This is a genomic window from Haloarcula sebkhae (genome assembly GCF_014647415.1).
GTDB classification, from domain to species: domain Archaea; phylum Halobacteriota; class Halobacteria; order Halobacteriales; family Haloarculaceae; genus Haloarcula; species Haloarcula sebkhae.
The window spans coordinates 173,208-188,870 of sequence record NZ_BMPD01000001.1; the positions used below are offsets into that span (position 1 = coordinate 173,208).

A 15,663-nucleotide genomic window follows, 5' to 3' on the forward strand; every position below is an offset into this window, starting at 1 on the left:
AGCGTCTATGCCTGACGACCAGGGCGGCTTCGAGGGTGTCCGCGAGAACGTCGATGGCCACCCAATGGTCAATCTTGTTGGCTACGCCACGCCCTATTGGCTCCGGCTGCTCGTCGGCATCATAGCGGCGTTCTGTACCCGGTTCGCCCGCCTCGTGCCGCCGATAATCGTCGCCGCAGCCATCGACCGCGTCGTCCTTAGCAGCGGAAAACCGGGGCTGCTGACAGACGCCGGTCTGCTGCCCCCCGGCCAAATCACGGGCGAGGCTGCCCGTATCGCGTTCCTCCAGCGGCTGGTCGCCATTGCGGCCATCGCCTACCTGCTCCGCTCGGCGACGCGCTTTGCCTCCAGATATCTTCTCCAGTCGAGCGCACAGAAAATCCAGCGGGACCTCCGGAACGACACCTACGACCACCTGCAACACCTCTCGCTGTCCTTCTTTGCGAACCACCAGACCGGCGGGATGATGTCGATACTCAACAGCGACATCAACAGGCTGGAGTCGTTCCTCAACACAGAGTTCCGCCAGATGATTCGAGTGGTCGCGACTGTCGGTGGCATCGCGGTCATCCTCTATCGGTACTCTCCAAAACTGGCGCTCATCGCGCTCGGACCCGTCCCACTCATCGGCATCGCCAGTGGCTTCTTCCTCACCTGGATCGAGCCGAAATATCGCTCCATCCGCCAGACAGTATCGCGGCTCAACACCCGGCTAGAGAACAACCTCAGTGGCGCGCCAGTCATCAAGGCGTTCGACCGCTACGACTTCGAGCGCAAACGGGTGACCGACCAGAGCCAAGAGTATCACGACCAGAAAGTGGCTGCCCTGCGCATCCGGCGGGCCTTTTTTGCCGGTCTACGGCTGCTTACTGGTATCGCGTTCGTTCTGATTCTGTATGTCGCCGGGATGGACTTCATCACGAATCCTGAGAGCGAAGCGGCACTGTCTACCGGAGCGTTTGCCCTGTTTTTCCTGTATATCCGCCGGCTGTACTCGCCAATGCGCCGAATCGGGCGGTCCGCAAACAAGTACCAGCTCGCCAAATCCAGCGCCGAGCGCGTGTTCGGCCTGCTGGGTCAGGAGCCCGAAGTCACCGACCCCGAGGACCCATACGAACCTGCTGGCATCGACGGGTCGGTCGAATTCGACGACGTGACCTTCGGCTACGGCGACGAACCGGCAGTCGTTCGCGACGTGTCGCTGGACGTACCTAACGGGGCGACAATCGGCCTTGCCGGGGCGACCGGAGCCGGTAAATCCACGCTGCTGAAACTGGTGCCACGGTTTCACGACGTGGATAGCGGTGCGGTGAGAGTGGACGGCATTGACGTGCGTGAATACGGCCTCCAGAGCCTTAGAAGCGAAATCGCAATTGTCGAGCAGCAGCCGTACCTGTTCTCGGGAACAGTCGCCGAGAACATCGCCTACGGCGACCGCGACGTCCTCGACGCCGAGCAGTCAGACGACGAGGCGCGGAGGAGTGGCTGGGAAGTCGCGCGCGACCGCGTCCGCGGCGCAGCGGAAGCCGCACAGGCCGACGAGTTTATCGAGGAGTTGCCGGATGGGTACGACACGCAGATCGGCGAGCGCGGCATCAAGCTCTCTGGCGGCCAGCGCCAGCGGGTCGCCATCGCTCGCGCCCTGCTGAACGATCCTGAAATCATCATCTTCGATGAGGCGACCAGCGACGTGGACACGGAGACGGAAGACCGCATCCAAGAGAGCATCGAACAACTGGTTGCGGACCGTACCGCCTTCGTCATCGCGCACCGCCTCTCCACGATTCAGGACGCGGACCGCATCGTCGTGATGGACGACGGCGAAATCGTCGAACGCGGCAGCCACACCGACCTACTCGCGGCCGACGGCGACTACGCTGATCTCTGGCACGCCCAGGCTGACGACCGAACGGTCAGCGCCGACGACTGAGACTGCTGCTGTCCGAGCGTTTTCGGCGGAAGATTAGTAGCGGTGATGCGACCGACTGCGCTGCTACGAAATACTTGGTTTCCCCATTCGAGCCCGTCGACAGCAGCCAGCGTGGCCGCCAGTCAGGTGTGCGTTAGCCGCGCTTTGCGTCTGCTGTATCGATGTTTGGTAACGCTAGTCTTGAACGTGACAGTGTCACATATGCGCTACAGAGATATTATCGCTCGTTTTAATACACACAAGTTATTAGGACGGAATAGACGTGACATCACTCACTCTCGAACCGCTGACGTACGAGGACATCCCGTCGGAGCGCCGTCCGGGGGTACTGCAGGCACTGGTCCCCGTACTCGGTGTCGTGCTCTTCCTCGGCATCGGATCGGGATATCTGAAGCTGGCCCCACACGGGCCGCTGCTCTGGAGCATCGTGCTGACGGGTGCAGTCGGCAAATACTGGCTGGGCTACTCGTGGGATGATCTCTACGAGGGGCTCGCGGACAGTCTGCTGATGGGACTGCAGGCCATTCTCATCCTGTTCATCATCTATGGCCTCATCGCGACGTGGGTTAGTGCGGGGACCATCCCCGGGCTGATGTACTACGGGCTCTCGATACTGACGCCGAACGTGTTCCTCCCGGCGACAGCGCTGCTTGCGATGGTCGTCGCCTTTTCAATCGGCTCGTCCTGGACGACGGCCGGCACGCTCGGCGTGGCCTTCATCGGTATCGGCTCCGGTCTCGGTGTGCCGACACCGATGACTGCCGGTGCCATCCTCTCGGGGGCCTATGCGGGCGACAAGCAGTCACCCCTCTCTGACACGACGAATCTTGCGGCCGCCGTGACGAACACCGACCTCTACGACCACATCCGGGCGATGCGCAACGGGACTGTCTTGGCGTTTGGGCTCTCAGTACTGCTCTACGCTGCGCTGGGACTGCGTGCTGTCGGCGAAATCCCGACTGGGCGCGTCGCCGAGATACAGGGCGCACTCGCTGGGAGCTACGACCTCTCAGTGCTGGTGCTTCTTCCGCTCGTTGTCACCTTCGGGCTGGCGCTGTACGGAATCCCGGCGCTCCCGACGCTCGTCGCCGGAGTCTTTGCCGGGGCCTTCACGACCATCTTCGTGCAGGGCCGGTCGTTCACTGCCGCGTGGACCGTCTTTCTCGACGGGACGGCCCCTGAGACGGGGACAACCCTCGTGAACGACCTGCTGGCCAGCGGTGGTATCTCGGGGTCGGCCTGGACGATTGCCGTCGTCGTCGCGGCGCTCAGTCTCGGTGGGCTACTTGAACGGACCGGCGTCCTCGCCGTGCTCGCACACCACCTCGCGACCGCTGTCCGTGGCCCGCGTAGCCTAGTGGTCGGGACCGGCGTTTCGGCTATCTTCGTCAACGCCTTTTCCGCACAGCAGTACATGAGCATCGTCGTCCCCGGCCTCACGCTCCGAAATCTCTATGACGAGTACGGCCTGGCCAGCGACGACCTCTCGCAGGCTATCGAATCCGCCGGTACTCCGACCGGCGCGCTCTTCCCGTGGCACGCCGGTGCCGTCTATATGTCTGCGGTCTTTGGGGTTGGAACGCTCGCGTACGCCCCGTACTACTTCTTCGCGTTCCTCTCGCCGCTGATCCTGTTCGCGACGACGCTGTTCGGTGGCCGATACGACGGGTCCGAGCAGGCTGATTCGGTCACGTCGTCCGCTGTCGCCGACGACTGAGTTCGGCTTCTCCTACGTTGTTTCTGTTACCGTATCTCCGCAGTGACGGGGCATACACAGAGACAGCACGAACCGTAGGACGGTCCTCGCCGTGGCCACTGTGACACGAGGATGCCATGACGACCAGACACGGTTTTAGGCATCGAACGTCAAGCGAGGGGTATGACTGACCCCGAGACGCTCGACGTGACCATCGTCGACGGCTACGTCGACGAGCCCGCACACTTCGGGGTGCCGCCGTACATCTCGACGTACCCGCGGTACGCTGCCGGCGCGCTCGTCGATGCCGGCGTCCCCCGCGAGCAGATTACGTATCACACTATCGACGAACTCCGGGACGACAACGCCGTCTGGCGAGATGTCGAGGCCGCCGACCTCATGGTGTACGTCGGCGGCATGACCGTCCCCGGCAAGTACGTCGGCGGGACTCCGGCGGAACCCGACGAAGTGCGCGAGCTGGCCTGGACGGCCAACGGCACGTCCATCATGGGCGGCCCGGTCCGCTTCGGCGTCGGCGAGGCCAACGAGGGCGCGAGCGAGACGGCCCGCGACGACCTCGATTTCGACTTCCTCGCCATGGCCGACGTGGAGGCCGCCGTATTCGACCTCGTTGACTCCGGTCTCGAAGGATTCAACGACCGCTACCGTGACATCGAGGAGGAGACCCGATGGGCACGCGCCGGCGCGTTCGTCGTCGAACAGCACCCGAACCATCCCGACTACCTCATCTGCGAGATGGAGACCTCCCGGGGCTGTCCGTACCGGTGTTCCTTCTGCACGGAGCCGATGTACGGCAACCCGGACTTCCGGCCGCCCGAGAGCGTCGTCGACGAGGTTGACGCCCTCTCGGACCGCGGTGTGAAGCACTTCCGGCTTGGCCGGCAGGCCGACATCCTCGCGTACGGCGGCGACGGGGAAGCGCCTAACCCGGACGCCCTTCGGCGGCTCTACGGCGGCATCCGCGAGGTCGCCCCGGACCTTGAGACGCTGCATCTCGACAACATGAACCCCATTACGGTCGTGAAGTGGCCCGGAGAGGCCCGCGAGGGGATTCGCATCATCGCCGAGCACAACACGCCCGGTGACACCGCCGCGTTCGGACTGGAGTCGGCCGATCCGAACGTGATGAGCGACAACAATCTCAACGTCACTGCCGACCAGTGTTTCGAGGCGGTGAAGATCGTCAACGAGGTGGCTGGCTGGCGGCCTGGCGGAGAGAAGGGGACTGCACCCAACTTCGGCGACGACGCCGCCCGGCGGCTCCCCAAACTGCTCCCGGGAATCAATCTGGTCCACGGGCTGAAAGGCGAGACGCGGGAGACCTTCGAGCACAACAAGCGGTTCCTCCAGCGGGTCTACGACGAGGGGCTGATGCTCCGGCGGGTGAACATCCGTCAGGTGATGGCCTTCGAGGGGACCGACATGGCCGACACCGGCGCGGAGATCGCCAAGGACCACAAGCAACTGTTCAAGCAGTACAAACAGGAGGTCCGGGAGACCATCGACAACCCGATGCTCCAGCGGGTCGCGCCGCCAGGAACGGTTCTGCCCGACGTGCATCTGGAATACCACCAGGACGGCAAGACCTTCGGCCGCCAACTGGGGACGTACCCGCTGCTCGTAGGCATTCCGGGCGAGCGTGAACTCGGCAGCGTCGTCGACATCGCGGTCACCGACCACGGCTACCGGTCGGTCACCGGTGTCCCCTACCCGCTGGACCTCAACAGCGCGTCGATGAACGAACTCACCGCGATTCCCGGCATCGGCCGGAGCACCGCCGGCGACGTGGTGGTAAACAGGCCCTACGAGTCGGTCGGGGACATCGACGTCGCATCCATCGAGCGGTTCGCGACCACCCAGTCGGGGGAAGGCGCTGACTAACGGCTGCTCCGGTCCCCTCAGCCTAACGAACGGAAAGTACTTTTCACTCCGGGGATGACCAAGAGCGTATGACTGCGGTCGAGGTGAGCGTCGTTCTCCCCGCTTACAACGAAGCAGACACCATCGAGGGGACAGTGTCGACAACGCTTGCGACGCTCGCCTCGTTTCTCCCCGAAGACGCGTACGAAGTCATCGTCGCGGAGGACGGCTGCTCGGACCGCACGCCCGAAATCGCGACGCGACTCGCGAACGAGGACAGCCGGGTCCGACACGTCCACAGCGACAACCGGCTCGGCCGCGGCGGCGCATTAGAGTACGCCTTCGAGCGGGCCGACGGCGAGACCCTGGTGTATTTCGATACGGATCTCGCGACGGATATGTCGCATCTCGAAGAACTCGTCAACGCCGTGCGTGTCGACGGCTACGACGTGGCGACGGGGTCACGATGGATGCCCGAAAACCGAGCCGACCGGCCCGCAAAGCGTGGGATTCCGAGCTTCGGCTACAACACGCTCGTCCGGGCGGTCCTCCGTTCGGATCTCAAGGATCACCAGTGCGGGTTCAAGGCCTTCGACCGGCAGGCACTGGAAACGCTGTTGCCCCGCGTGCAGGACGAGCACTGGTTCTGGGACACGGAACTGCTCGTGAAGGCTCAGCGCAACGGCTACCGGGTAAAGGAGTTCCCTGTCGACTGGACGCCGAAGGGGGACTCCAAGGTGGACATCGTCCGAGACGTGTTCGGGATGGGCAGCCAGATACTCCGGACCTTCTGGGAGCTGTCGGTTAGCCCCAGAATCACGCGGGAGGTGTCGCTCGGCGCAGGCACGATGCTCGTCGTCATTGCGCTCCTGTTGATGACACAGTATCTCGACCCTGACCGTGTCCTCGCCGAGATGGCAGGCGCAGCCCCCGAGATCGTCGCACTGAGCGCTGTTGTCTATGCCGTCTCGTGGCCGCTCCGTGGTATCCGCTATCGCGACATCCTCGTCTCGATGGGGTACCGGGAGCGGTGGGGCTTCCTGACGGGCGCGATATTCATCAGCCAGACCGGGAACCTCGTGTTCCCGGCACGAGCCGGCGACGCAGTTCGGGCGTACGTTATCAAGGCCCGCCGTTCGATCCCCTACCCCTCGGGATTCGCGTCGCTGGCCGTCGAGCGTGTGTTCGACCTGCTGACGATCACGCTCCTTGCCGGCGTCGTCATGATCGGACTAGCTGTAACGGGATCGGCCGAACAGTTGCTGACGGCGCTGACGGGCGACACTGTCGGCGGCGACGCGGCCAGCAGCGGGCGGACCGCCGTGGCCGTGGCCGGCGGTGTCGGCGTCGCCGCTATCGGAGCGGTGGTGGCTATCGTCGCCAGTGCGCGGAGCGACCGGAACTTCGTCCGGGCGGTCATTGGCCGGCTGAGCAGCGACTCCTACGCCGACCACGTCGCTGGCGTCATTGAGGGGTTCGTCGGCGATGTGCAGACAGTGGCCGCCGACGGGTCGGCCTTCACCCGTGTCGGCATCGGAAGCCTCCTCATCTGGACGTTCGATGTCATAACGGCCCTGATCGTCTTCGCGGCCTTCGGCTACAGCCTGACGCCGTCGCTGGTGGCTGTTGGCTTCTTTGCGGTCAGCGTCGGGAACCTCGCAAAGGTCCTGCCGCTGACACCCGGCGGGGTCGGTCTCTACGAGGGAGCGTTCACCGTCATCGTCGCGTCGCTGACGCCGGTCGGCGTCGCCGCGGCCATTGGCGTCGCTATCGTCGACCACGCAGTCAAGAACGTCGTCACCATCATCGGCGGCGTCGCGTCGATGGCCTGGCTCAACGTCTCGCTGACGACGGCGGTCGAAGAGTCTCAGTCCACAGACGCTATCGAACCGGAAACGAACGACTGATCGCAGTTCTGACGCGCCCCACACTCCGTCACGACTGGGATTGCGCTAGCAATACTAGGACAGTCCAACAGCACTCTACCGAGACTGCTCTTCCAGCTACCAGCTACCAGAGCGGTGTATTTCTTTACGAATATTATAAATAAGGGCGGCTTTACTAACAATGTTTAATATAATGGTTAATATTATATAATTTGGAAAGCTATGCAGTTCTGCTATGTTTCAACGTAGCATACAATCGAACGAACCGGACAGGCAAACGCGACGCAGTTTCCTCAAGGCCTCGACCGGTGCTGTGGCATCGGTGGCGGCACTCGGTGCGAGTGGTTCTGTACGGGGCGGCAAATTCGGTGGTGATGACGGAGAGTACACGGCTCCAGCGGAATTCCCGCTCGTTTCGACGCGTGATCAGTTCACTGACGACGCTACACTGAAGTCTGAATACACAGAGACAGAGTACGAAACAATCGGGGACTGGGATTCTAGCCGAGCCAGCGACGATACGGAACTCGTCATCTTCGTCCACGGCTGGAGTCTCGGGGAGACGGATGCCAGAAACGCCGCCTACACCTGTCAGGTCGGGCTTGAAGAGAACGAATACGACCAGTTCAACGTAGGATTTACCTGGGATGCTGACAAGGGCGACGGCATCGGCTGGTACGAGGGTGTCGCCATCGGCAAACAAAACGGTCCAAAACTCGCACAGTGGGTTGTCGACCACAACGACAGCGGTGGGCTTCCAGTCCGGGTAATCGGACATTCGCTCGGCGCAAAGGTGGCTGTAGAAGCGGTGGCGTCGCTTCACGAGCGTGGACGCGAAGATGCAGTCAAGTCGGTGGCGTTACTGGGCGGCGCTATCGGTGAATCCGTCGTTGAGGTCGACGAGACATACGGCGAATCTATCGAGTACGCCACCACGTCCTTCGATAACTTCCACAAGGACGACGACGCGGTGCTGGGGACTGCATTCAGTGCTGCCGAGTGGGCGGAAGCGGTCGGTGAAACGGGTGTGCAGAGTCCCGGAGACGCCCCCGAGAACTACACCGATTATGATGTAACGGAGTCTGTTGCCGACCACAATTCCTACTACGAGCCCGATGAGGGGTGTATACCCGACGTCGTCGAGACGTTTCAGTAGGACGTGAAGGCGAAGGGGGTGATTCTACCCATCGTATACGATTATAACTGGGTTGTGGGAAATCAGTCAAAAATACCCGATAGCTATTATATGAATGGTCATGCGACTAATGCACAAACGTGGGTTTCGTGACGTGTATCGGTGGTCTCCATAACAATACCGGAATGTTTTAATGACTTTCGTTCGAATACAGTGTTACCGACTGCCTCCGGGTTCTGTGATGTCTCCCACCCGGTGAGCACCCGCCTTCGCAACCAATGAGTGAACACACACGGACGCGACAGCAGCATGAAGAACAGACGACGGAGTCGACGGAATCGGAGAGCACAGCGTGCCCGGAGTGCAGTGGCTCGCTCGTCATCGACGACGAACACGGCGAAACGGTCTGTGAAGACTGTGGGCTGGTCGTCGAGTCCGACGAAATCGACCGCGGGCCCGAGTGGCGCGCGTTCGACTCCAGCGAGAAAGACGAGAAGTCCCGCGTTGGCGCGCCGACGACGAACATGATGCACGACAAGGGACTCTCGACCAACATCGACTGGCGCGACAAGGACGCCTACGGGAACTCCCTGTCGGGCAAACAGCGCCAGAAGATGCAGCGCCTGCGCAAGTGGAACGAGCGCTTCAGAACTCGGGACTCCAAGGAGCGCAACCTCAAGCAGGCGCTGGGCGAAATCGACCGGATGGCCTCTGCGCTGGGACTCCCCGAAAACGTCCGCGAGACGGCCAGCGTCATCTACCGCCGTGCACTCGACGAGGACCTGCTGCCCGGCCGCTCCATCGAGGGTGTCTCGACGGCCTCCGTCTACGCCGCCGCGCGACAGGCCGGCGTCCCGCGCTCGCTCGACGAGATCACGGAGGTCTCCCGAGTCGAAAAGAGCGAGATCGCCCGCACTTACCGCTACGTCGTCCGGGAACTCAGCCTCGAAGTCCGTCCAGCCGACCCCGAGAGCTACGTCCCGCGCTTTGCCTCCTCGCTGGAACTGTCCGACGAGGCCGAGCACCGCGCCCGTCAGCTCCTCCAGAACGCCAAGGAGCAGGGTGTCCACTCTGGAAAATCGCCAGTCGGCCTCGCCGCCGCCGCGGTGTACGCCGCGGCGCTACTGACCAACGAGAAGACGACGCAAGCCGCTGTCTCCGAGGTCGCCGACATCTCCGAGGTCACCATCCGCAACCGCTACCACGAACTGCTGGAAGCCGAGCAGGACCTGCCCGTCGCGTAAGCTCGGTAGTTGCGTCGCATCGCTGTGAGGGCTGTTTTTGGCATCAGTTGTCGCACGCAGAGCGTGCACTCCGTCGGCCGATAACCGCAAGACTAGAGTCGTCTCATCCGCTGGGACCGGTATGGAGACGACACACCGGGTTCGAACCGGTGACGCCCGCACGCTTGAGTGTCCCGACGACAGCGTCGAACTGGTAGTCACGTCCCCCCCGTACCCGATGATCGAGATGTGGGACGACATCTTCACCGAACTGGACCCCGCCATCGGAGGGGCGCTGGACGACGGAGACGGGGACCGGGCATTCACACTGATGCACGAGGTACTCGATGCAGTGTGGGCTGAGATAGAGCGCGTGCTGGTTCCCGGTGGCATTGCATGTATCAACGTCGGGGACGCGACGCGGTCCCTAGAGGACGGCTTCCGCTCCTATCCGAACCACGCCGAAATAACCGACCGGCTGACCGACCACGGACTTCGCGCGTTGCCCGATATTCTGTGGCGTAAGCCAACCAACAGCGGCGCGAAGTTCATGGGATCTGGGATGGTGCCGCCAAACGCCTACCCGACGCTCGAACACGAACACATCCTCGTGTTCCGCAACGGGGAGCGCCGCCGCCTCGAACCGGGCGCGGACCGTCGCTACGAGAGCGCCTATTTCTGGGAGGAGCGCAACGAGTGGTTCTCCGACCTCTGGGAACTCCTCGGCGAGACCCAGAGCCTCGACGACGGGCTTCGGGACCGCTCGGGTGCCTTTCCACTGACGGTACCCTACCGGCTCATATCGATGTTCTCGGTGTACGGCGACACCGTACTCGACCCGTTTCTCGGCACTGGGACGACGACGCTGGCGGCGATGGTCGCCGGCCGGAACTCGGTCGGAGTGGACCGCGACCCGGACCTGCTGTCCGCTCTGGAAGACCGGGTTGCCACCGCCCCGGAGCGTTCTCGAACCATCGCTGAGGAGCGCCTCGCCGACCACCGCTCGTGGGTAGAGCAGCGGCGCGCCGACGGGAAAGAACCGGGATACGAGGCCGAGCAGTACGATTTCGCCGTCAACACGAAACAGGAACAACGGATTCAGTTCTACGCAGTCGATACCGTTACGGCGACCAACGACGGCTTCCGGTCCGTCCACGAGCCGGTCGAGTAAGCACGGCTTTTTGTGCGGCTCCGTCGAAGCCGACCTATGAACTTCGAGTCGTTCACCCTGCTCGCCGCCACCGACGACCTCGGGGTGGAACCGGCCGCCCGGGCCGATGCCGACGGGTTGGAGCTACGGATGGATTTCGCCGACGAGCCGCTGGCACAACTGGACGCCTACGACGGCGACCTCCCGATACTCGTCACCAACCGGCCGACGTGGGAGGGCGGCGAAGCCGCCGACACCGCGGGTCGCCTCAACGCGCTCGAAACCGCACTCGAACACGACGCCGTGACGGCTGTCGACCTCGAACTCGCGGCGCTGGAGGGAACCGGCGACCACGACGCCGGCCGCGTCGCCGACGTTGCCTGCGACCACGGAGCGTCCGTCGTCGTCTCGACGCACAACTTCGGGTCGACGGCCGACCGTGACGCGATCGTGAGTCGGCTCGATCGAGCCTGTTCGCACGGTGACGTGGGGAAGATGGCGAGTACGGCTCAGTCGCCGGACGACGTACTGGCGATGCTCGGGGCAACCCGCGAACTGACTGCCGACGGCGAACAGGTCGCCACGATGTGTATGGGTGCGGCCGGTCGGCACTCCAGAGCCGTTGCCCCGCTGTACGGCTCCCGCATCGGCTACGCACCGGTCGACCCCGCTGACGCGACCGCTCCGGGTCAGTACGACCTCGCGACGCTCCGGACCCTGGTTGGACAGCTACAGAGCGACGTCTGAGCCGGTAACCGCCCGCTTCGGGGCTTTCGTCCGGCTAGTGATCCTTCGGAAGATATAGGGGTGTGCGAGATAGATTCGCCGAGTATGACTGACAAAGGACGCAAGCGGCCGTTGCTGGCCGTGGTGCTTGCGTTCATCTTCCCTGGGTTGGGACACTTCTACCTCCGAAAGTGGGTGCGGGGACTGCTGTGGCTCGGGTTACTGTTCATGCTGTCGGTGGTGTTCGTCGCCACTGGCGCTATCGACCCTGTTACCCAGCTAAGCCTCGATGCTATCTCGTCGTCGTATCAGTCCAGACCCACCGAGGTGACGATCGGTTCGGTCGTGATTACGACGCTCAACGTTGTCGACGCCTACTGGGTCGCGGTCAACGAGAATCAGGCCCAAGAAGTCGAAGCCGGCACGACGTGTCCGAACTGCGGCAAGGAACTCGACGAAGACATCGACTTCTGTCACTGGTGTACGACGCAACTGGAACCGGTCGAGGCGGACCAACAGTAACCTGCAGGTTCGGTCAGCCTCGAACGAGGTCGGCTTACTTTTCGATGATGCTCTCTTCGATCCGCTCGCCGAAGTGCGTCGCCGTGTCCTCGTGGTGGATGAGGATCTCGTCGCCGGGTTCGAGGTCCGTGACGGCAGTTCGCCCGTCCTGAGTATGGACCTTGATCGTCTCAGCGTTCTGGAGCAGCGTCTCGATGCGGTCGCCGTCCGTAGTTTCCGCCTGCACGCGAAACATCGGGCGCTTCTCGATTTTCGCGCGGCCGACGATGGCCTCGCGGGTGCGTCCGTTCGCGTCGACTATCTGGACCTCGTCGCCGGACTGGAGTTCCGAGAGGTACTTCGTTCCGCCGTCGGGGGTGCGGACGTAGGCGTGGACTGCGCCGGCATTGACGCGGAACGGCCGAGAGGCGACGTACGGCGACTCGGCCGTCTCGGCGTGGACGAAAAAGAGTCCGCGAGCCATCGACCCGACGAGCATCCCCTCATCGTGTTCCATCAGGCTGCCGGTGTCGATACAGACGCGGTCGGCGGAGCCGGTCTGCTCGATGGCGGTGACCTCGGCGTACTCCAGATCGAGCGACTCCCGACCCATCTCGTCGCGGACCTCGACAGTCTTGCGGATTTCGTCGACGTCGTCGGTGTCCAGCAGGACGCCGTCGGCCCCCAGTTCCAGCGTCTCGTAGGCCGTTCGGGCGTCCTCGGCGGTCCGGACGCCGGCGATGAGGTCCGTCTCCTCGCCGACGCGGGCAATGAGGTTTTCGAGCGGAATGATCTGCCAGTTCTCGCCGATGACGATAGTGAAGTCGGCTTCAGCGGCGACCGCCTCGGCGAAGGCCTCGTAGTCCTCGTCGAAGATGCGCACGTAGCCGCCGTCGGGGGCGGCACCGTTCTGTCGGAGCGTCGAGAGGTCAGCGGAGCCGGAGAAGTCGGAAGGGAGATCGACCGTACCGTCGCCCTCGCCGTCTTTCCCGACGATGGTTGCATCAGCTTTTGAGTCCTCCGCCTCGGCCTCCATCACGTGGACATCGCCGTTGGTGAACGCGGCGATGTTTATTTGCCCGAGTTCCGAGACGCGGTCGACGTCTTCCTCGTCGACCAGTACCCAGTCGACGCCGGCCTCGATACCGGCGGTTATCCGGCGTTTCCGTGTCTCCCAGTCGCCGACCTCGCTGTCGGCTTTGAGCCAAACGCTTCGAGTCATACGCCCACGTCCGCAACGGCGAGGCTTGAACGTGGCGGAACCCTGGTCGGCCTGTCGAGTGGCGTACGGGGAAAGCATATGCCCATATCATACGATATTAGCCGTATTTCCTGAAATTATAATTTATAGTATACAACATTTGTTATTTATTTGTTCCCAATTATCGCAATTAAATGTTGGCCAGTAGACTTATCACTGAGCTTTACTAATAAAGTATCCACATAATACGGTCCAGCTACGGATGGTTACTAACCACGTCTACACAATCGCCGGGGCGAAAGGGGGGATCGGAAAGACGACGTCCAGCATCAACCTCGGCACACTGCTGGCGAAGGCAGGATACTCGACCGTCGTCGTGGAGATGGACCTCGCGATGGCGAACCTCGTCGACTTTCTCGATGTCGACATCGACACCGACGAGGACGCGACGTTTCACGACGTACTCGCCGGCGAGGCGGCAGTCACAGAGGCGATGTATGAGACTGACGCTGACCTGTCAATCGTGCCAAGCGGGATCACGCTCGAAGGGTACGCGAACACCGATCTCGACCGGCTGCCCGGCATCGTCGAAACCCTCCGGTGGCACCACGACATCGTCCTGTTGGACACCCCAGCGGGACTGAGCGATGAGACGATTCAGCCGCTCAAGCTCGCTGACGACGTGTTGCTCATTTCGACGCCGCGCGTGGCATCGATACGGAACGTTTCGAACACCAAAGAACTCACAGAGCGGGTCGGAGCGCCGGTGCGGGGCCTCGTCCTCACGAAATCCGGGACGGGAGCGTCGCCGGGTGCCGATGAAATCGCGGAGTTCCTCGACGTCGAACTGCTCGGCCACGTCCCGGAGGACGACGCCGTCCCGCACTCTCAGGACAGTGGTACGCCCGTCGTCCGGAACGCGCCCAACAGCGGTGCCGCGATCGCCTACGAGCGGATTTCGGAGCAGCTCGTCGATGCTGAGAAGGCGTCGACCGACACCACGGCAGATACGGCCGGTTCGGGGAAGCCACCCGACTCGGACGACCCAGAACTGACGACCCGGCCAGCGGAACAGCCACCACAGCGGCACATCCCCGGGACAACGGACGGCGGCAAGACGGTCCACCCATCGGACGCAATCAGGGACAACAGCGATCCGACCGGTCCAGCACCAACCAAGCAGGACAGGGCGGGCGAGCCGCCAGCGGAGGACGTAGCCGAATCGACCGATCTCGGTAAGCCAGCCACTTCGGAGGCGGACGCCGAAGACGAAGCCACATCGATAATCGACGGGACTGATCTGGTCGAAAACGAATCAGCACCGGGCGACGGGCCGGAGCAGGATGCCGACGAGGCAGAGCGAGACGCCGGTACACTACGAGATGCTGACGGACCGGAACAGGAACCCAGTGACTCGCCGCCTGACGCTCCCAGCGAGAGCGATGCGGATGCCAGCGACGGAGACAAGGCTAACGGTTTCGGCCAGAGAATGTGGTCGCTGTTTGGCTTTTAGGTCTCGACGGCCAGCCCGGCCTCGCGGAGCGCCTCCTCGGTGGTGGCGTCGTCGTGGACGACGGCGGAGACAGCACGAGCGATCTTCTCCGGTTCGTCGTGCTGGAAAATAGAGCGGCCCATCGAAACGCCAGAGGCTCCGGCGTCCATCGTCCCGCGGACCATCCTGACGGTGTCCTCGTCACTTCCCTTCGAGCCGCCGGCGATGACCACCGGCAGCGACGTAGACTCGACGGCGTGCTGGAACGTCTCGGCGGAACCGGTGTAGCCGGTCTTGACGATGTCCGCGCCCAGTTCCTCCGCCAGTCGGACGGCGTGGCCGACCGACTGGTTGTAGTCCTCGTTCTCGGCGTCGATGTCGGGGCCGCGGGCGTAGGCCATCGCCAGCACCGGCAGGCCGTACTGGCTGGCTTCAGTCGTCAGTTCGGAGAGCTCTTCGATCTGTTCGGGTTCGTACTGACTGCCGACGTTGATATGGAACGAGACGGCGTCGGCTCCGGCGCGGATGGCGTCTTCCACCGTCCCCGTGGTCCGCTTGTCCTGCTCGTCCGGTCCGATAGTAGTAGAGCCATTGAGATGCGTGATATAGCCCGCGTCGTTCTTGTTCGGATGGACGCGCCCGGCGATACCTCGCTGGGTGAGGACGGCGTCCGCGCCGCCGCTGGTGACCGCGTCGATAGTCGATTCGATGTCTTTGAGGCCCTTTACAGCCCCCATTGTGATACCGTGGTCCATCGGGACGATGACGTATGTGTCGTCTGTCCCGATGCGTTCGAGTCGTGCGCGTTTTCCTGCAGTCATGTTATGAGACAGTGTGGCAAG

General features: G+C 63.0%; 12 protein-coding genes. 10 read left to right on the forward strand and 2 right to left on the reverse strand.

The annotated features are described in order from the left end of the window. The first annotated feature begins 7 nt into the window (after positions 1-7). From IEY38_RS00925 to IEY38_RS00965, 9 genes are all read left to right on the forward strand, one after another. Complete coding sequence (locus tag IEY38_RS00925) at positions 8-1,930, forward strand: ABC transporter ATP-binding protein (RefSeq protein ID WP_188974567.1); 1,923 nt, start codon at positions 8-10, stop codon at positions 1,928-1,930. A 262-nt stretch (positions 1,931-2,192) separates the two neighbouring features. Beyond that, positions 2,193-3,647 carry an arginine/ornithine antiporter ArcD gene (arcD, locus tag IEY38_RS00930; RefSeq protein WP_188974568.1) on the forward strand — a complete coding sequence of 485 codons (1,455 nt, stop codon included), beginning with the start codon at positions 2,193-2,195 and terminating at the stop codon, positions 3,645-3,647. Positions 3,648-3,809: 162 nt separating this feature from the next. Then, entirely contained in the window at positions 3,810-5,528 is a 1,719-nt protein-coding gene (locus IEY38_RS00935; protein WP_188974569.1) for a radical SAM protein, read from the forward strand. A 68-nt stretch (positions 5,529-5,596) separates the two neighbouring features. Beyond that, positions 5,597-7,414, forward strand: a complete 1,818-nt coding sequence (locus IEY38_RS00940) for a flippase-like domain-containing protein (RefSeq protein ID WP_188974570.1) — start codon at positions 5,597-5,599, stop codon at positions 7,412-7,414. Between the two features lie 214 nt (positions 7,415-7,628). Continuing rightward, complete coding sequence (locus tag IEY38_RS00945) at positions 7,629-8,549, forward strand: DUF726 domain-containing protein (RefSeq protein WP_229775193.1); 921 nt, start codon at positions 7,629-7,631, stop codon at positions 8,547-8,549. A gap of 257 nt (positions 8,550-8,806) precedes the next feature. Then, positions 8,807-9,772, forward strand: coding sequence for a transcription initiation factor IIB (locus tag IEY38_RS00950; RefSeq protein ID WP_004517203.1), 966 nt, complete (start codon positions 8,807-8,809; stop codon positions 9,770-9,772). Positions 9,773-9,893: 121 nt separating this feature from the next. Beyond that, positions 9,894-10,922, forward strand: coding sequence for a DNA-methyltransferase (locus IEY38_RS00955; protein ID WP_188974571.1), 1,029 nt, complete (start codon positions 9,894-9,896; stop codon positions 10,920-10,922). 36 nt (positions 10,923-10,958) lie between these two features. Continuing rightward, positions 10,959-11,648: a type I 3-dehydroquinate dehydratase gene (locus IEY38_RS00960; protein ID WP_188974577.1), complete on the forward strand. Its 690-nt coding sequence runs from the start codon at positions 10,959-10,961 to the stop codon at positions 11,646-11,648. An 84-nt stretch (positions 11,649-11,732) separates the two neighbouring features. Next, complete coding sequence (locus tag IEY38_RS00965; RefSeq protein ID WP_005537745.1) at positions 11,733-12,149, forward strand: DUF6677 family protein; 417 nt, start codon at positions 11,733-11,735, stop codon at positions 12,147-12,149. A 34-nt stretch (positions 12,150-12,183) separates the two neighbouring features. On the opposite strand, the gene IEY38_RS00970 is transcribed toward IEY38_RS00965, so the two are convergent. Next, positions 12,184-13,350: a 3-dehydroquinate synthase II gene (locus IEY38_RS00970; protein ID WP_170097186.1), complete on the reverse strand. Its 1,167-nt coding sequence runs from the start codon at positions 13,348-13,350 to the stop codon at positions 12,184-12,186. A gap of 241 nt (positions 13,351-13,591) precedes the next feature. On the opposite strand from IEY38_RS00970, the gene IEY38_RS00975 reads away from it, so the two are divergent. Beyond that, positions 13,592-14,842 (forward strand): P-loop NTPase, encoded by a 1,251-nt coding sequence (locus tag IEY38_RS00975; RefSeq protein WP_188974579.1) that lies wholly within the window; start codon positions 13,592-13,594, stop codon positions 14,840-14,842. Here the strand turns inward: IEY38_RS00975 and IEY38_RS00980 are convergent. Continuing rightward, the gene (locus IEY38_RS00980; protein WP_188974581.1) at positions 14,839-15,642 is read right to left on the reverse strand and encodes a 2-amino-3,7-dideoxy-D-threo-hept-6-ulosonate synthase; all 804 of its coding nucleotides are present in this window, start codon (positions 15,640-15,642) and stop codon (positions 14,839-14,841) included. The genes IEY38_RS00975 and IEY38_RS00980 overlap by 4 nt on opposite strands. Positions 15,643-15,663: the final 21 nt, after the last annotated feature.